A 16,799-nucleotide genomic window follows, 5' to 3' on the forward strand; every position below is an offset into this window, starting at 1 on the left:
CGGGCGTCGTTCCGGCGGCCGCTTCGGCCTCAGGTGGACGACTCGGAGCGGGGCAACGCCCCGGTGGTCTGCAGGATCAGGGTGGCCACCGCGTCGGGGTCGTCGCTCATCGGCACGTGCCCGCAGCCGCGCAGGGTCTCCACCCGGGCACCCGGGAGGGTGGCACGGGCGCGCTCGGCCTGGTGGACGCCGAAGATGCGGTCCCGATCGCCCCAGCCGATCGTGATGGGTACGTCGCAGGTGCCCAGCGTGGCGCAGTCGACGTGGTAACCCCGGGCGGCACGGGCGACGACCCCGAACCCCGCGCAACGGCGTAGAGCGAGAGCGTCGGCCAGGGCCCGGTCGGCGTCCAGCGCCGAGGGGCGGGCCACCAGCGGCCCGAGACACAGGGCGCGCAGCCGCGGCGAGCGCATGGCGGCCCGGATCACCGGCGTGGGCAGGTAGGTGTTCAGGCGTAGCCAGGTGAGGATGCGCAGAGCCCGGCGGCGCTCGGCCTCGGTGAAGAATCCGGCGGGGGAGAGCGCGGTGGCGGAGGCGGCCACTCCGGCCGCCGCGAGTTCCAGGCTGATCGCCCCGCCGAGGCTGTAGCCCGCGACATGCGGTCGGCGCATCCCCCAGTCCTTCAGCGCCGGCAGTATGCCCGCGACGGTGGCGGCCATGCTGGTGGGTACGCCCCCTGGCGGCACCGGCGAGGCGCCGAAGCCCGGCAGGTCGATGGCGATCACGTCGTGGTACCCGGCGAGCCGGTCGAACACCGGCTCCCACGCCTGGTGCCGGTGCCCGATGCCGTGCACGAGCAGCAGTGGCTCGCCCGTACCTGCCCGACGGAAGTGGATGGTCACGAGCCGCCGCCTCCCTCCACCGAGGTCCGACCGAAGGACCGCCCGAGTCCGCGTACCTCCGCCTCCATCTGCTCGGCCAGTTCCGGGCCGCCGAACCGGTCGACGAGCCGGTCGGCGAAGCCGCTGAGCACCAGCGGGCGCAGCGCCTGGACCAGCGCGATGGACCGTGGCACGTACACCTTGCGCCGCCGGTGTTCGATGCCGCGCAGCAGCGCCTCGGCACACCGCTCGACGCTGACCACGGTGTTCAGCGGCCAGGGCAGCCGGCGCTGCGCGGCCCGGAACGACGCGAGGTCGTCGCGGATGTCGCGCACCAGATCGGTGTCGATCCAGATCGGGTGTGCGGTGCCCACGGTCAGTCCACGGCGGCGGTTCTCCAGCCGCAGCACGTTGCCGAACTGTTCGACACCCGCCTTCGACGCGCAGTACGCGGCCATCCCGGGCATGGCGGCGAAGGCCGCCGCCGACGAGACGAGCAACACGTGCCCCCGGGCGGCGAGCACGTGCGGCAGCGCCGCGCTGACCGTACGGACCACGCCGGTCAGGTTCACCTCGATGGTGCGTGCCAGCGCGTCCACCGGACCGGACGACACGGTGCCGAGGTTGGCGATGCCGGCGTTGGCGACCACCACGTCGATTCCACCGAAGCGCTCCACGGTGGAGGCGACCGCATCGTCGAGCCCCGTCTGGTCGGTGACGTCGCTCTCGTACCAGTGCCCGTCCACCTCGGCGGCGACCTGGCGCAGCAGGAGCGGTTCCAGGCCGACCAGCGCGACCCGGGCACCGCGGGCCGTGACGGCCCGCGCCAACTCGGCGCCGATGCCGCGTGCCGCGCCGGTGATGAGGACGGTTCGGCCACGAAGGTCATATCGCATCGGTGCGCTCCAGATCCCGGTCGCCGCCGACGGCGACGGCGTGGTGGTCGGCGGGACGGAAGCGGCGCAGCCGCCACCGGTATCCGGTCACGTACCCCGGCCAGATGGTGGTGTTGCGCCCGTTCCCGTCGAGGTACCAGCTGGCACAGCCGGTCTGCCAGACGGTACCGCGCATCCGCCGATCGACCCAGTCGGTCCACCGCCGCTGCGCCTCGGCGGTGGGTTCGACCGCGGCCGTGCCGGTGGCCCGCAGATGGCGCAGCGCGCCGACGACCAGGCGCAGCTGCGCCTCGATCATCAGCACCACGGAGGTGTGCCCGAGTCCGGTGTTCGGTCCGAGCAGGAAGAACAGGTTGGGGAAGCCGGTCACGGTGGTGCCCCGGTAGGCCCGCATGCCGGTGGCCCAGGCGTCGGCGAGGCGGTGTCCGTCCCGGCCGTGGATGCGGGCGACCACGGGTGGGTCGGTGACCCGGAAGCCGGTGCCGAGGATGATGGTGTCGGCCGGCCGGTGCGTGCCGTCGGCGGTGACCAGCCCGTCGGCGGTGACCCGGCTGATGCCGGCGCTGACGACCTCGACGTTCTCCCGGGTCAGGGCCGGCCAGTAGGCGTCGGAGACGAGCACCCGCTTGCAGCCCATGGCGTAGTGCGGGGTGAGGGTGGCCCGTAGGTGGGGATCGGCGACCTGACGACGCAGCATCCGCAGCGACAGCCGGGCGGCGACGCGGTTGACCGTCGGGTGCAGGAAGCCGACGGCCATCGCGTCGCGGGCCAGGTAGATCCCGGCGCGCGCGGCGCGTTGCAGGCCCGGCAGGCGACGGTACGCGGCCTGCTCCAGCCGGGTGATGCGACGCGACGGGTGGGGCATGACCCAGGCCGGGGTGCGCTGGAACAGCGTCAGCTGCCGCACCGCCGGCTGGATGCGGGGTACGAACTGGACCGCCGATGCGCCGGTGCCGATCACCGCCACCCGGCGGTCGGTGAGGTCGTGGTCGTGCCGCCACCGGGCCGAGTGGAAGACGGTGCCGTCGAAGGTGTCGAGGCCGGGGAGGTCCGGCACGGCGGGCTCGCTGAGCGGCCCGGTGGCGCAGATCAGCACCCGTGCCGTGTAGGCCCCGCCGGAGGTGTCCAGCAGCCAGCGTCCGCGTCGGGCGTCCCAGTCGGCCCGGTGCAGCTCGTGCCGCAACCGCAGCTTCGGGCGTACGCCGAAGCGGTCGGCGCAGTCGCGCAGGTAGTCCTGGATCTCCGGCTGCCCCGAGTAGGTGTGCGACCAGTGCGGGTTCGGCGCGAACGAGAACGAGTACAGGTGCGACGGCACGTCACAGGCGCAACCGGGGTAGGTGTTGTCCCGCCAGGTGCCCCCGACCTCGTCACCGCGGTCGAAGACGAGGAAGTCGGTGAAGCCGGCCCGCTGCAACTGGGCGGCGGCGCCCAGTCCGCCGAAGCCGGCTCCGATGATGGCGATCTCGACGTCCATCAGTCCTCCGGTCCGTTCGTCGGTTCGCTCTCGGGCGGCCAGGGTGGGCCACCGACGCCGGTGATCCGTACGCCGCCCCACGGGTCGAGTTCGGTCAGGCGGGCCGGCACGCACCGGTCGGCGACCCGGATCCGCACGTCCCTGTGGCCGGCCCGCAGCAGCGAGGCGACCTGCGGTTCCGGCTCGATCCGGCCGGCCCAGTGGTAGCGGCCGTCGACCGGCTCCCACCGGCCGCTGAGGTGCACCGTCACCGGGGTGTCGCCGACGCGGGCGGGCCCGTGGTAGCTCACGGCTCGATCCGTTCGTGGGCGCGGGTCAGCTCGCGGGGCAGGTCGGCGCTGCGCCGTACGCCCTCGATGCCGCTCCACAGCAGCGTGGTCAGATACTCGGTGAGGGCGGCCCGACTGATCGGCTGGCCGTGCACGGTCCACCAGTCGCCGACGGCCTGCACGAAACCGACCAACCCGTACGCCCAGGGTTCCGCCGGCCCGGCGTCGAGGCCCAACGACCGCAGCCGGTCGCCGATCACCCGGGCCAGCCCGGCGGCCACCTGTCGGCCGGCCCCGGCGACCAGCTGCTGGATGCCCGGTACGCCGGACTGGTGCACGAGGAACCGGTAGAGCTGGGGCTGCGACTCGATGACGCCGAGGTACGCGTCGATGGTCGCCTCGACCAGGTCCCGTTCCTCGCGTACCCGCTCGACGGCCGGGGCGACGGCCTCGACGACCCGGGCCGCCACGTGTTCGCCGACGGCCAGCCACAGCTGCGACTTGTCCGCGAAGTAGCGGTACAGCACCGGCTTGCTGACCCCGGCGGTGGCGGCCACCTGGTCCATGTCGACGTCCGGGCCGTACCGCAGCAACGCCCGCACCGCCGCGGCGATCAGCGCGGCGCGGCGCTGCTCGCGGTGACCGGCCCAGCGGTCCCGGCGCCCGGTCCGCGCTGGCGTGGCACCGTCCGCCGAATCCGTTCCGTTGACATCGGTGGATGGCGATTGCATGCTACTACTCGTAACAGTTACTCGAAGTTACGTCAATCCTGTAGTCGGGTCCGGGAGGGAGAGGGCCATGGAGTCGACGTCGAAAGGAACGTCCCGCGAGGTGGTCGCCGAGCGGCTGCTGAACGCCTCGGTGCGGACCAGCTACGACCCCACGGTGGACATCGACTGGCAGGCGCCGCACCGGCCGGACGCCTACTGGCTGCCGCCGCGCCGCAGCAGCCTCTACGGCACCGCGCTCTGGGACGCGCTGACGGAGGAGCAGCGCGTCGAGCTGACCAAGCACGAGGTGGCCAGTGCGGCCAGCGCCGGCCTCTGGTTCGAGACGATCCTCATGCAGATGCTGATCCGGCACTACTACGACGCGGATCCGACCAGCCGGCACGCCCAGTACGCGCTCACCGAGGTCGCCGACGAGTGCCGACACTCCATCATGTTCGGCCGGCTCATCGAGGCGACGGGCTGTCCGGTCTACCCGGCCCGCCCGGCCGACCAGCTTCTCGGCCGGTTCCTCAAGGCCACTGCCACCGGCCCGCAGATGTACGCCGCCATCCTCATCGCCGAGGAGGTCCTGGACTCCTTCCAGCGCGAGATCATGGCCGACGAATCGTTGCAGCCGCTGATCCGCATGGTCTGTCGCGTCCACGTGGTGGAGGAGGCCCGGCACGTCCGCTTCGCGCGGGAGGAACTGGCCCGGCAGGTCGCCGCCGCCGGCCCGCTCGCCCGGGCATCCGCCCGCCTGGTCATCGGCCGGGCCGCGTACACCATCGCCAACCGGCTGGTCCACCCGGGCGCGTACGCCGCCGTCGGGATCGACCCGCGCGTCGGGCGGGACACCGCCCGGGCCAACCCGCGCTGGCGGGAGACGCTGCGTTGGTCCGCCCGGCGGGTGCACGCCCACCTGTCCGACCTCGGTCTGGTCGCCGGACCGGGCCGTGCGCTCTGGACCCGCTCCGGCCTGGTCTAGGCGTGGCCCGCCCCGGCGGGGCCTGGGCGTTCGAGCGTCGTGGTACGCGGCGCGGAGATCGGGAAGGATCTACCCGAGGCCGCACCGCAGCGAGGACCACGACAAGGAGAACCGCATGGCTGACTTCGTCGGCGCCGTGGACCAGGGCACCACCAGCACCCGCTTCATGATCTTCGACCACGGTGGCAACGAGGTCGGCCGCCACCAGCTCGAACACCAGCAGATCCTGCCGCGGGCCGGCTGGGTCGAGCACAATCCACTGGAGATCTGGGAACGGACCCAGACGGTCGTGCGTACGGCGCTGAACACGCACAGCCTCGCCGCGACCGACCTGGCGGCCCTCGGCATCACCAACCAGCGGGAGACGACGGTGGTGTGGAACCGGCGCACCGGCCGGCCGTACTACAACGCCATCGTCTGGCAGGACACCCGGACCGACCGCATCGCCTCGGCGCTGGAGCGCGACGGGCGCGGCGAGGTCATCCGGCGTAAGGCCGGCCTGCCACCGGCGACGTACTTCTCCGGCGGCAAGATCCAGTGGATTCTGGAGAACGTGGACGGCGTGCGGGCGGCCGCCGAGCGTGGCGAGGCGATCTTCGGAAACACCGATACCTGGTTGCTGTGGCACCTGACCGGCGGCACCGACGGCGGCGCGCACGTCACCGACCCCACCAACGCCAGCCGGACCATGCTGATGAATCTGGAGACCCTGGACTGGGACGACGAACTGCTGTCCTTCTTCGACATACCGCGCGCCATGCTGCCGCGGATCGTCCCGTCGTCCGACCCGCGGGCCTACGGCAGCACCCTGCCGAACGGCCCCTTCGCCGGCCCGGTACCGATCACCGGTGACCTCGGCGACCAGCAGGCGGCCACCGTCGGTCAGGTCTGCTTCGCGCCGGGCGAGGCGAAGAACACCTACGGTACGGGCAACTTCATGCTGCTCAACACCGGTACCGACATCGTCCGTTCCGAGGCCGGGCTGCTCACCACCGTGTGCTACCAGTTCGCCGGGCAGCCGCCGGTCTACGCCCTCGAGGGCTCCATCGCCGTCACCGGCTCGGCCGTGCAGTGGCTCCGCGACCAGTTGAAGATCATCAGCAGCGCCGCCCAGAGCGAGGATCTCGCCCGTCAGGTCGACGACAACGGCGGGGTCTACTTCGTACCGGCCTTCTCCGGGCTGTTCGCCCCGTACTGGCGCTCCGACGCGCGAGGGGCGATCGTCGGCCTCTCCCGCTACAACACCGACGCGCACATCGCCCGGGCCACCCTGGAGGCCATCTGCTACCAGAGCCGGGACGTGGCCGAGGCCATGGCGCAGGACTCGGGCGTACCGTTGGAATGTCTCAAGGTCGACGGCGGTGTCACCGTCAACGACCTGTGCATGCAACTGCAGGCCGACGTCCTCGGCGTGCCGGTCAGCCGGCCGGTGGTGGCCGAGACCACCGCGCTCGGCGCGGCGTACGCGGCCGGGCTGGCCGTCGGATTCTGGCGGGACACCGACGAGCTACGGGAGAACTGGAACGAGAGCCGCCGTTGGCAGCCGTCCTGGTCGCCGGAGCAGCGTGCGGCCGGCTACGCCGGCTGGCGGAAGGCGGTTCAGCGCACGCTCGACTGGGTCGACGTCGACTGACGCGATCGACGGGCCATGTGACCACTTCTCGTGAAAATTACGTCACTGCGTGTCCATGTCGCGAATCCGGGATGTCCGGTCCGTCTGCCTTAGCATCCCGATGTCCGGCAGCCGCCGGAGGTGTGGACAGGGAGGGGCATCCATGCGGATCACCCGCGCGATCGTGGCGGTCGTGGTCGTACTGTCGGCCGGTACGCTGGCCGGCGCGGCGCAGACGGCGTCACCGTTCACCGTGGTCAACGGTTCCATCCAACCGGCGACCGGTACGCCGGTACCGCCGTCGGGCACCCACGCCACGCTGTGGCACAACGCCAGCTACGCGACCATCCCGGTGCAGGGTGCCGGCCAGCTGGTCGTGGGTGCGATCGGTGACCACTGTGACGGCTGGCCCGTCCTCCGGGTGAGCGTGGGCGGCGCTCCGATCGGTGAGGTCACCGTGACCAGCGCCACCGACTACGGCGGCTATCCGGTCGGTGCGTCGTTGCCCGAGGGCCGGCACGACGTCCGCATCGAGCTGGTCAACGACCGGTACACGGGGGTGTGTGACCGCAACGCCCACCTGGCGTACGTCCGGACGCAACCACCGCCTACGGCGGTGGACACGAGGTTCACCTTCGCCGTGGTCCCGGACACCCAGGAGGAGGTGCTCACCGCCACCGACACCCGGCTGCGCCAGCGCGTCGACTGGCTGGTCGCCCAGCGCGGCGCCCTCGACCTGCGCTTCGTCACGCACTCCGGCGATGTGGTCAACTACGACACCCCCGACCACGTGCAGTACGAACGCGCGCGTGCCGCGTTGCGTCCGCTGGAGACGGCCGGCATGCCGTACACCCTCGCCGTCGGCAACCACGACACCCAGGCCGCCGGCCCCGACGGGGAACTGCGCAGCCCCGCCGGGCAGTTGGTACGCGACACCACGGTGTTCAACCGGTACTTCACCGCCGCCCGGTTCGGCGCGGTACGCGGCCAGTTCGAGGCCGGCAAGGTGGACAACGCCTACGCCACCTACACCGCCGGTGGGGTGCGGTGGCTGGTGCTGACGCTGGAACTGTGGCCGCGCCGGGCGGCCGTCGCCTGGGCGCAGGCGGTCCTGGCCGCCCATCCCCGGCACAACGTCGTGATCGTCACCCACCACTACCTGGAGAGCGACGCCACGATCGGCCGGTCCGCCGGCTACGGCTCCACCAGTCCGCAGTACCTCTTCGACAACCTCGTGGCCCGCTACCCGAACGTCCGGTTCGTCTTCTCCGGCCACACCGGCACGGCGGCGTCGCGGGTCGACACCGGTGTGCACGGCAACCGGGTCCACTCCTTCCTCCAGACGTTCCACTCCCGCCGTACCAACCCGGTGCGGTTGGTCGAGATCGACACGGCGACGAACTCGCTGCGTACCTGGATCTACGCGCCGCACACCGACGAGGAGTTCCCCGAGCACGACCGCACGTACACGGGGATCGGCCTGGTGCGGTGAACGCCATTGGTGGTCCGTGGCACCCGCGGCGGACCACCAACGGCTGGGGAGCGGTCGGTCTCAAAACTATCTGAGAACCGTCTCATTATCGTCGGTGGTTTCGAGGTGGCGGTACACGGTGGCCCGGGAGACACCGAACTCGGCGGCGATCTCCTCGGCCGAGTGCGTGCCCGCCAGGTGCATCCGTCGGGCGTCCCGCACCTGTTCCGGGCTCATCGACCGGGGCCGTCCCGGCCGCCGCCGGCCCACCCGGCCGGGCGCCGGGCCGAGGGCGTCGTCGCCCGTGCCGGGCACCTGCTCGTCGCCGGCCGCCGTCGTCTCGTCCTCGCCGGGTCGCATCTCGTCCTCGCCGGGTGGTGCCTCGTCCAGCAGCCGGTGGGCGCCGTCGAGCATGTCGACCCGCAGCACCGACGCGGGCACGTCGGCCAGGAACACCACCGGATCGCTGCACATGGCGATCGCCTGGACCGCCCGGACCCGCTCCCGCCGGCCGGCGTCCGGGCCGGCGACGATCTCGTTGGCCCGCATCGCGATCCGCATCAGCCGGTGGTAGGTGCTGCCCCGCTCGACCAGCGCGAGGTCGTGGAAGAGCATGCCGAGCGGGTCGCGGTGGGCGAGCATCGTGTCCACCCAGCCCTCCAGCAGCGTCCACCTCGCCTGCCGTGGGGGCAGCGCCCCGGCGTCGTCCAGCAGCGCCTCCAGGTCGCGCAGCAGGGGCTCGGCCAGCGCGGTGAGCAGGTGCGCCTTGCTGGGGAAGTGGTAGAGGATCGCGGCCTTGGTCAGCCGGAGCCGCTCGGCGATCTGCCGCAGCGAGGTGCGTTGGTAGCCCTGCTCGGAGAAGAGGTCCAACGCGGTGCGCAGGATCCGGCTGCGGGTGCCGTCGGTCTCCTCCCAGGTCATGGCCCCAGCGTAGTGGCTCCTGACCGGTGCACCGGGCGGCCCGCGCCAGGGCCTTACCATCGGTCAGTAGAGTGGACCGCAGACACCGGTACGGCGGGAGGCGCCCATGTCCGTGATCTCCATCGAGAACCTCGTCAAGACCTTCGGCGGCGTACGCGCGCTCGACGGGGTCGACCTGAGGGTGGAACCGGGGGAGGTGCACGGATTTCTCGGACCCAACGGCTCGGGCAAGTCCACCACCATCCGGGTCCTGCTCGGCCTGCTGCGCCGCGACTCGGGGCAGGTGCGTGTCCTCGACGGCGATCCGTGGCGCGACGCGGTCGCGCTGCACCGGCGGCTGGCGTACGTGCCGGGCGACGTGAACCTCTGGCCGAACCTCTCCGGCGGCGAGGCCATCGACCTGTTCGGCGCGCTGCGCGGCGGGCTGGACACGCGTCGCCGCGACGAGTTGCTGCGGCGTTTCGACCTGGACCCGACCAAGAAGTGCCGCACCTACTCCAAGGGCAACCGGCAGAAGGTCGCCATCGTCGCCGCGTTCGCCTCCGACGTCGAGCTGTACGTTCTGGACGAGCCGACGTCCGGACTGGACCCGCTGATGGAGGCGGTGTTCCAGGAGGAGGTCCGCCACCTCACCGAGGGCGGCGCGAGCGTGCTGCTCTCCAGCCACGTACTGGCCGAGGTCGAGGCGCTCTGCGACCGGGTCAGCATCATCCGGGAGGGGCGCATCGTCGAGTCCGGCACCCTGTCCGAGCTGCGGCACCTGGCCCGCACCACCGTCACCGCCGAGACCGCACGTCCGGTGACCGGCCTGACGGAGTTGCCGGGCGTGCACGAGGTCCGTCCCGTCGACGGCCGGGTCCGGCTGGAGGTCGAGCCCGAGCACCTCGACACGCTCCTGGCCCACCTGGTCCGCTTCGAGGTCCGCGCGCTGACCAGCACGCCGCCCACGCTGGAGGAACTGTTCCTGCGGCACTACGGCGACGCCACCGACGGTGACCGGCAGGCGGCGGCCGGAGGCGACCGATGAGCGGCTTCACCGGCACCGCCCGGCTCGCCCGGCTCGCCGTTCGTCGCGACCGGGTCCGGCTGGCCATCTGGACGCTCGGCACCCCGCTGATGGGCTACGCCCTCGCCGAGAGCGTGGCCAGCATCTACCCCGAGGAGCAGAACCGCCTCGGTTACGCCGAGGTGGCCAACGGCAGTGTCGTCGCCCGCGCCTTCAACGGGCCGGTCGCCAGCACCGACCTCGGTGCCGTGGTGGTGACCGAGACGTACCTCACCCTGGCCGTGCTCGCCGCGCTGCTCAGCACCTTCGCCGTGGTCCGGCACACCCGGCAGAACGAGGAGACCGGACGCGCCGAACTGCTCGGTGCCGCCGCGGTCGGCCGGTACGCGCTGCTCACCGCCGCGCTGGTGGTCGTGGTCGGTGCCAACGTGCTGGCCGGAGCGCTGCTCGCGCTCGCCTTCATCGGTGCCGGACTGCCGGCCGCCGGTTCGGTGGCCGGTGCCGCGGCGATCGCCGGGGTCGGCCTCGCCTTCACCGCCGTGGCCGCCGTCACCGCCCAGCTGTCGGTGACCTCCCGGGGCGCCAACGCGCTCGCCGCCGCCACGGTCGGGGTGGCGTTCCTGCTGCGGGCCGCCGGTGACGTGCTCGGTGAACGCGCCGCCGACGGGGTGCAACTGGACAGCGCCTGGCCGACCTGGTTGTCGCCGCTGGGCTGGGGCACCCAGGTCCGCGCCTTCGGCGACGAGCGGTGGTGGGTGCTCGGGCTGCCGGTGGCCCTGCTGATCGTCGGCGTCGTCGTGGCGTACGCGCTGGCCGAACGGCGTGACCTCGGCGCCGGCCTGCTCGCCGCGCGCCGGGGCCCGGCCCGGGCCGCCACCGGCCTGCTCAGCCCGGCCGGACTGACCTGGCGGCTGCACCGCGGCGCGTTGACCGGCTGGGCGGTCGCGGTGGCGGTGCTCGGCCTCGCCATGGGACTGGCCGGCAACGAGGTCGACGCCATGATCGCCGAGAACCCCGCCGCCGCCGAGGCGATCGCCCAACTAGGTGGCGGGGACGAACTGGTCGACGCCTTCCTGGCGGCGATGCTCGGGCTGTTCGCGCTGACCATCGGGGCGTACGTCGTACAGGCCCTGCTGCGCATCCGCGGCGACGAGTCGGACGGCATCCTCGAACCGCTGCTCGCCACCGCCGTCAGCCGCTACCGATGGTTGGGCACGCAGGTGGCCGGCGCGGTGCTCGGCGCGCTGGCGCTGATGCTGCTGGCCGGCGCCACCACCGGCCTCGGGTACGGGCTGGCCGCCGGTGACCCGGTCGGTTGGACCGTCGAGCTGACCGGTGCCGCGCTGCTGCGCCTGCCGGCCCTGCTGGTCGTCGCCGGAGTGGTGACCGCCCTGTTCGGGGCGCTGCCGCGCTGGTCGGTGGCGTTGAGCTGGGCGACCCTGATCGTGTTCCTGCTGCTCGGCCAGTTGGGCGCCGCGTTGGACCTGCCGCAGGCGGCGCTGAACCTCTCCCCGTACACCCACGTGCCGTCCGTACCCGCCACCGACGTCACCGTCCTGCCCCTGGTGCTCCTCACCGCCGTAGCCGCCGCCCTGCTCGCCCTCGGCCTAACCACCTTCCGCCACCGCGACACCCCCACCTGAGCCGGACCTTGATCGTCTGTCATCGAGTGACCCGACACGCCGCTGCTCCGGTCACTCGATTGCAGACGATCAAGGGGCCTATAACACATACGGTCCCGGCACGGGGAGTTGTGCACAGTGGCGCGCGGTGTCCACAGGGGGCAGCGGGTCGGGGGCGCTTCGGGGCAGGCTCGGTCGCCGTGGACAACGTGCTCCGATCGCTCGTCGAGGCCGGTGGTGGTGTGGTGACCCGAGCCCGCGCACTTGAGGTGGTGCCGCCCTGGGCGTTACGTCGCGCGTACCGTGCTGGGTGGTTGCGTCGCGTGCTGCCGGCGGTCTACGTCGACGCTTCGTTGCTCGCCGGTCCGGAATCGGCCAGCCCGCTCGCCAGGCTGACGCCCGAGGTCGCCCGGCGGGCGGTGCTCGCGTACGCCGACGGTCGGGCGGCGTTGAGCGCGCTGACCGCGCTGGACGTGCACGGTCTTCGTCGGCAACCGGCCGGTGAGCCCGTGTACCTCGACGTGCCGGCCGGTACCGGGCTGCGTAGCCGGGCGAGCCTGGTGGTGCGGCATCGCACGGCGTTCGCGGCGGAACCACCGCAGGTCCTGGTCCGACGCGGCGTGCCGGTCGTCCGGCTGGAGGAGGCCCTAGTGCGTTCATGGCCGTTGTTGCCCGAGGAGGATCGCATCGGGCCGGTTGTTCGGGCGGTCAATGACCGGATGACCACGGCGTACCGGCTTCGCGCCGCGCTCGCTCCGAAGCTGACCGGGCGGGCGGCGCTGTCCGCAGTCATCGACCGGATCGACGCCGGTTGCCGCAGCCCGCTGGAGATTTGGGGCCATGATCGAGTCTTCACCGGTCCGGGCATGCCGGTGCTGAGCCGCCAAGTGCGGGTCCGGGTGGGAAAGCGGACCGTCTACCTGGACCTGTTCGCCGAGCAGGAGCGGGTCAACATCGAGCTGGACGGTGCCACCTCGCACGGCGATCCCCGCCAGCGCGAGATCGACCTGCGGCGCGACGCGTTGCTCGCCACGGTCGGCATCCTGGTGGTCAGGTTCAGCCAGCGACGCCTCGTGCGGGAGCCCGACGAGGTGCGTCGGGAAACCCTCGCGATCCTCGCCGGCCGTCGCTCCTGAGTGACGAGAGCTTCACAGCACCTGGGACAGGAAGCGGCGCAGGCGGGGGTGTTGCGGCGACTCGAAGACCGCGGCCGGTTCGCCGGCCTCCAGCACCACTCCGGCGTCCATGAACGCGACGGTGTCGGCGACCTGGCGGGCGAAGCCCATCTCGTGGGTGACGACCACCATGGTCATGCCCTGGGCGGCCAGCTCCGCCATCAGCGCCAGCACCCCCTTGACCAGCTCCGGGTCCAGCGCGGAGGTGGCCTCGTCGAAGAGCATCACCTGCGGCTGCATGGCCAACGCCCGGGCGATGGCGACCCGCTGCTGCTGCCCGCCGGACAGGTGCGCGGGCCGGGCGTCGGCCTTGGTGGCCAGGCCGACCCGGTCGAGTTCGGCCCGGGCCTGCGCCACCGCCTCGTCCTCGCCGAGCTTACGGATCCGGCGCAGCGGCAGGGTGATGTTGCGCAGCACGCTCATGTGCGGGAAGAGGTTGAACTGCTGGAACACCATGCCGATGCGCTGCCGCAGGGCGTCGGGATCGTCGCGCAGCACGCTGCGCCCGTCCAGCAGCACGTCACCACGGTCCGGTTCGAGGAGCCGGTTCACGGTCCGCAGCAGGGTGGACTTGCCCGACCCGGACGGGCCGATCACGCAGGCTGTGCCGCCGCGCGCGACGTCCAGGTCCACTCCGCGCAGCACCTGGTGTCGGCCGAAGGCCAGGTGTACGTCGCGCAGGCTCAGGCTGACCGAGGTACTCATCGTTGGTTGCCTCCGGCGGCGCCGGGCAGCGCCAGGTCCAGGTCGTCGGGGTCGTCGCCGGCCGGCCCGGTCGCCGGCCGGCCGTGCCGCAGCCGTCGGTCGATCCAGTTGACGACGTGCGTCAGCGGCACCGTCAGCGCGAGGTAGAACAGCCCGGCCAGCAGCAGCGCCGACTGGTTGCCGGTGTTGGCCGCGTAGTCCTGCCCGATCCGGAACAGCTCGCGCTGGCTGGCCAGCAGCCCGAGGAAGTAGACCAGGCTGGAGTCCTTGATCAGGGCGATGAGCTGATTCACCCATGCCGGCAGGATCCGCCGGATGCCCTGCGGGATGATCACCCTCCGCATCGCCTCGCGCCAGGAGAACCCCAACGCGCGGGCCGCCTCCAACTGGGTGGCCTCCACCGACTGAATGCCGGAGCGGAAGATCTCCCCGAGGTACGCCGACGCGATCAGCGACAGCGCCAGGATCCCGAGCGGGTACGGGTTGGGTCCCCACACCTGCATGCCCAGCGGGGCCAGGCCGACCCCGATCAGCAGGATCGTCGCCGCGGCCGGCAGGCCCCGGAACACGTCGGTCCAGACCCGCGCCGGCCAGCGCAACCAGCGGGTACGCGAGATGCCCGCCACGGCCAGCACGATGCCCAGCGCGGAGCCGAGCAGGGCGGCGGTAACCGCCAGGATCAGCGTGTTCGGCAACCCGACGGTGAGCATCTCGGGTAGCGCCTCGCGCATCGACTCCCAGTCGAAGAACGTCTCCCACAGGGTGCGCAACGGATCCACGGTCAACCTCCGCCCTGCTCGCTCGTCGTCCTACCTCAGGAAGCCGCCGACGGGGACGCCGACGGTGCGGTCACCTCGCCGCTGCCCGGGGTGAAGTCGGCCGGGATCGGCCGGCCCGGGTAGTACTGCTCCTGCAGGCGGGTCCAGGTGCCGTCGGCGATGACCTCGTCGAGCGCCCGGTTCAGCGCCTCGCGCAGCGCGTCGTTGCCCTTGGCGAAGGCGTACGCGGTGGGGGCCGGGCTGAGTTCCTTCGCCGCCACCGTGATCTTGCCGCCGCTGTCCGCGGCGGTCTTCTCGCCGATCTCGGCGGGCGCGATCCACGCGTCCGCGGTACCGGCCTTGAGCTGGTTGATCGCGCCGTTGTAGTCGGGCACCCGCACCGGGTCCAGGCCCCGGCCGGTGGCGTAGTCGTCCTGGACGGTGCCCTGCACCACCACGACCCGCTTGCCGGGCAGCTGGTCGAAGGCGGTCAGCGGCGACCCGGCGGGCACGTCGAGACCGAAGTAGCCGAAGTCGTAGCCGTTGCCGAAGTCCACGGTCTTCTTCCGCGCCTCGGTGATGGTGATCGAGGAGCTGCCGACGTCGAACTTGCGGTTGCCGACCTGGGCGAGCAGGGCGGAGAAGTCGGTGCCGACGAACTCGACCTTCAGGCCGAGCTTGTCGGCGGCGGCGACCAGCAGGTCGTTGTCGAAGCCGGTGAACTTGCCGTCCTTGAGGTAGACGTTCGGCGGGGCGTCGGTGAGCGTGCCGGCCCGCAGCACGCCCGGCTGCAACAGACCGTACGGGTTGTCGGCGGCACTGCCGGCGGAGTCGGAGCCGCAGGCGGTGAGGGAGGCGGTGCCGAGGACGGCGGCGACGCCGATGGCGGCGGCCCGGGTCAGGGCGGGAAGGAATCGCACAGGTGTCTCCTGGTTGAGCTGCGGCGGGCACGGACGTGCCGCGCCGACGGTCCGCCGCAGGGCGGACCGCTGGGATGGATCAGTGACAGAGCGGTGAAGGGGTGGTCAGCCGAACCGTCAGGCGTCGGTGACCGGCGGCGACGCGGTCAGCTACACGCGGCGCTGCAGACCCGCATCATGTCGACGTGGCGACGCCGGGTCAGGCCCGGACGGGCCACGGCGGGAGCGGGTCGACTGCGGTACGACATGGTTCTCCTCAAGGTCGTGATGACCTGGGAACCCAGGCCACGCTTGCACCGGAGATCGCTCCGGCGCCCGGTCCTCACCCGGGGCACCCCTGCGCGGACGAGGGTTGCCGGCCAGCGAGCCGGGGCTTTGCGCTGGCGCTCATGACCTGCCGCCGACGCTATCAGCCGGTGACCGCCCACCGTCCACCCGTTATGACCACCCTCACGCCGGGCAAAGTCGATCATGAGGCTGGCGGCAGGTCTGATCTCTTCAACTGCCGCTAACCTCATGATCGACACGGGCGGGGTTGGGTGCGTACCCCCGTCGCGGGTGTTGCCTGCGAACGGCGTGATCCCATACGGTCTGCTCAGCGGTGGGCGGTGCGGTCCGCATCCGAAGACACCGCCGGTGCTCCGTCACGTGGGCCGGGAGGGTGGAACTCCCAGGTCCGACGCGCGTGACGGGCGGGCCGGCGGGCGAACCCCGAGCCGTGCGGCGGCGCGTCGAGGCGCCGGGCCGGCGGTGGACGGGGCGCGGACATCCACCGGGAGCACCCGTGTATCTCACCCCCCACGAGCAGGACCGCCTGCTCGTCCACGTGGCGGCCGACGTCGCCCGACGCCGCCGCGACCGCGGCCTGCGTCTGAACTATCCGGAAGCCGTCGCGGTGATCACCGCTTTTCTGCTCGAAGGGGCGCGTGACGGGAAGTCCGTCGTCGACCTGATGGCTGCCGGACGCACCGTGCTCAGCCGTGACGACGTGCAGGACGGCATCCCCGAGCTGTTGAGGGAGGTGCAGGTGGAGGCGACGTTCCCGGACGGCACCAAGTTGGTGACGGTGCACCACCCGATCCCGTGATCCCGGGAGAGATCCTGCCGGCCGACGGCGCGGTGGAGATCAATGCCGGTCGCCCGGTGACCACGCTGCTGGTGGTCAACACCGGTGACCGGCCGGTGCAGGTCGGCTCGCACTACCACTTCGCCGAGGCCAACCCGGCGCTGGACTTCGACCGGGACGCCGCCTGGGGGCAGCGGCTCGCGGTACCGGCCGGCACCTCGGTGCGTTTCGAGCCGGGCGTGAGCCGCCGCGTCGACCTGGTGCCGCTCGGCGGCGCGCGGATCGTGCCGGGCCTGCGGGGCGAATGCGCCGGTGCGCTGGACGGGGGACGGCAGGTATGAGCGAGCGGATCATCACGTCCAGCGGGGTGCCGCAGGGCGGCCCGCGA

The 16,799-nt window shown here is 72.2% G+C and carries 17 protein-coding genes, 1 pseudogene and 1 riboswitch; of the genes and pseudogenes, 8 read left to right on the forward strand and 10 right to left on the reverse strand.

What is annotated here, in order from left to right; all coding sequences use genetic code 11:
* Positions 1-29: 29 nt before the first annotated feature.
* Genes SM447_RS23490 through SM447_RS23510 form a run of 5 tightly spaced genes read right to left on the reverse strand, consistent with a single transcriptional unit; the run spans position 30 to position 4,191 of the window.
* A complete protein-coding gene (locus tag SM447_RS23490; protein ID WP_474575012.1) occupies positions 30-842 on the reverse strand; it encodes an alpha/beta fold hydrolase in 813 nt (270 codons plus the stop codon).
* The gene (locus SM447_RS23495; RefSeq protein WP_474575013.1) at positions 839-1,717 is read right to left on the reverse strand and encodes an SDR family oxidoreductase; all 879 of its coding nucleotides are present in this window, start codon (positions 1,715-1,717) and stop codon (positions 839-841) included. The genes SM447_RS23490 and SM447_RS23495 overlap by 4 nt, the downstream gene beginning before the upstream one ends.
* Complete coding sequence (locus SM447_RS23500; protein ID WP_474575014.1) at positions 1,707-3,191, reverse strand: flavin-containing monooxygenase; 1,485 nt, start codon at positions 3,189-3,191, stop codon at positions 1,707-1,709. Before SM447_RS23500 ends, SM447_RS23495 begins: the two co-directional genes overlap by 11 nt.
* Positions 3,191-3,481: a DUF4873 domain-containing protein gene (locus SM447_RS23505; RefSeq protein ID WP_474575015.1), complete on the reverse strand. Its 291-nt coding sequence runs from the start codon at positions 3,479-3,481 to the stop codon at positions 3,191-3,193. Before SM447_RS23505 ends, SM447_RS23500 begins: the two co-directional genes overlap by 1 nt.
* The gene (locus SM447_RS23510; RefSeq protein ID WP_474575016.1) at positions 3,478-4,191 is read right to left on the reverse strand and encodes a TetR family transcriptional regulator; all 714 of its coding nucleotides are present in this window, start codon (positions 4,189-4,191) and stop codon (positions 3,478-3,480) included. The genes SM447_RS23505 and SM447_RS23510 overlap by 4 nt, the downstream gene beginning before the upstream one ends.
* 67 nt (positions 4,192-4,258) lie before the next feature.
* Here SM447_RS23510 and SM447_RS23515 point away from each other — a divergent pair, with 67 nt between their 5' ends.
* The 3 genes from SM447_RS23515 to SM447_RS23525 all read left to right on the forward strand — a co-directional run bounded on the left by SM447_RS23515 (position 4,259) and on the right by SM447_RS23525 (position 8,259).
* Positions 4,259-5,155, forward strand: a complete 897-nt coding sequence (locus tag SM447_RS23515; protein WP_474575017.1) for an AurF N-oxygenase family protein — start codon at positions 4,259-4,261, stop codon at positions 5,153-5,155.
* Positions 5,156-5,270: 115 nt separating this feature from the next.
* On the forward strand, positions 5,271-6,788 hold the full coding sequence (gene glpK, locus SM447_RS23520) for a glycerol kinase GlpK (protein WP_474575018.1): 1,518 nt from the start codon (positions 5,271-5,273) through the stop codon (positions 6,786-6,788).
* 142 nt (positions 6,789-6,930) lie between these two features.
* Positions 6,931-8,259, forward strand: a complete 1,329-nt coding sequence (locus tag SM447_RS23525; RefSeq protein WP_474575019.1) for a metallophosphoesterase — start codon at positions 6,931-6,933, stop codon at positions 8,257-8,259.
* A gap of 66 nt (positions 8,260-8,325) precedes the next feature.
* Here SM447_RS23525 and SM447_RS23530 read toward each other — a convergent pair whose 3' ends face one another.
* Positions 8,326-8,880: a helix-turn-helix domain-containing protein gene (locus SM447_RS23530; RefSeq protein ID WP_474575151.1), complete on the reverse strand. Its 555-nt coding sequence runs from the start codon at positions 8,878-8,880 to the stop codon at positions 8,326-8,328.
* A 122-nt stretch (positions 8,881-9,002) separates the two neighbouring features.
* A pseudogene (locus SM447_RS23535) lies at positions 9,003-9,159 on the reverse strand (helix-turn-helix domain-containing protein); the annotation flags it as partial.
* Positions 9,160-9,265: 106 nt separating this feature from the next.
* Between SM447_RS23535 and SM447_RS23540 the strand changes: the two are divergent.
* The 3 genes from SM447_RS23540 (at position 9,266) to SM447_RS23550 (ending at position 12,923) form a co-directional block, all read left to right on the forward strand.
* On the forward strand, positions 9,266-10,186 hold the full coding sequence (locus SM447_RS23540; protein WP_474575020.1) for an ABC transporter ATP-binding protein: 921 nt from the start codon (positions 9,266-9,268) through the stop codon (positions 10,184-10,186).
* Positions 10,183-11,808 (forward strand): ABC transporter permease, encoded by a 1,626-nt coding sequence (locus tag SM447_RS23545; RefSeq protein ID WP_474575021.1) that lies wholly within the window; start codon positions 10,183-10,185, stop codon positions 11,806-11,808. The genes SM447_RS23540 and SM447_RS23545 overlap by 4 nt, the downstream gene beginning before the upstream one ends.
* Positions 11,809-11,987: 179 nt before the next feature.
* Positions 11,988-12,923 carry a DUF559 domain-containing protein gene (locus tag SM447_RS23550; RefSeq protein WP_474575022.1) on the forward strand — a complete coding sequence of 312 codons (936 nt, stop codon included), beginning with the start codon at positions 11,988-11,990 and terminating at the stop codon, positions 12,921-12,923.
* Positions 12,924-12,935: 12 nt separating this feature from the next.
* Here the strand turns inward: SM447_RS23550 and SM447_RS23555 are convergent, their stop codons facing one another.
* From SM447_RS23555 to SM447_RS23565, 3 genes are read right to left on the reverse strand one after another with little or no spacing between them, the layout of a single operon-like run.
* Positions 12,936-13,667, reverse strand: a complete 732-nt coding sequence (locus SM447_RS23555; RefSeq protein ID WP_474575023.1) for an amino acid ABC transporter ATP-binding protein — start codon at positions 13,665-13,667, stop codon at positions 12,936-12,938.
* The gene (locus SM447_RS23560; RefSeq protein ID WP_474575024.1) at positions 13,664-14,446 is read right to left on the reverse strand and encodes an amino acid ABC transporter permease; all 783 of its coding nucleotides are present in this window, start codon (positions 14,444-14,446) and stop codon (positions 13,664-13,666) included. The genes SM447_RS23555 and SM447_RS23560 overlap by 4 nt, the downstream gene beginning before the upstream one ends.
* Before the next feature lie 35 nt (positions 14,447-14,481).
* A complete protein-coding gene (locus SM447_RS23565; RefSeq protein ID WP_474575025.1) occupies positions 14,482-15,345 on the reverse strand; it encodes an ABC transporter substrate-binding protein in 864 nt (287 codons plus the stop codon).
* A 282-nt stretch (positions 15,346-15,627) separates the two neighbouring features.
* A riboswitch (SAM riboswitch) is annotated at positions 15,628-15,740 on the reverse strand.
* Positions 15,741-16,129: 389 nt separating this feature from the next.
* Between SM447_RS23565 and SM447_RS23570 the strand changes: the two genes are divergently transcribed.
* Together SM447_RS23570 and SM447_RS23575 are read left to right on the forward strand one after the other, a co-directional pair.
* Positions 16,130-16,432 carry an urease subunit gamma gene (locus SM447_RS23570; RefSeq protein ID WP_474575026.1) on the forward strand — a complete coding sequence of 101 codons (303 nt, stop codon included), beginning with the start codon at positions 16,130-16,132 and terminating at the stop codon, positions 16,430-16,432.
* Positions 16,429-16,752, forward strand: a complete 324-nt coding sequence (locus SM447_RS23575; RefSeq protein WP_474575027.1) for an urease subunit beta — start codon at positions 16,429-16,431, stop codon at positions 16,750-16,752. Before SM447_RS23570 ends, SM447_RS23575 begins: the two co-directional genes overlap by 4 nt.
* Positions 16,753-16,799 lie beyond the last annotated feature (47 nt).

The sequence above is a fragment of the Micromonospora aridisoli genome (genome assembly GCF_056150025.1).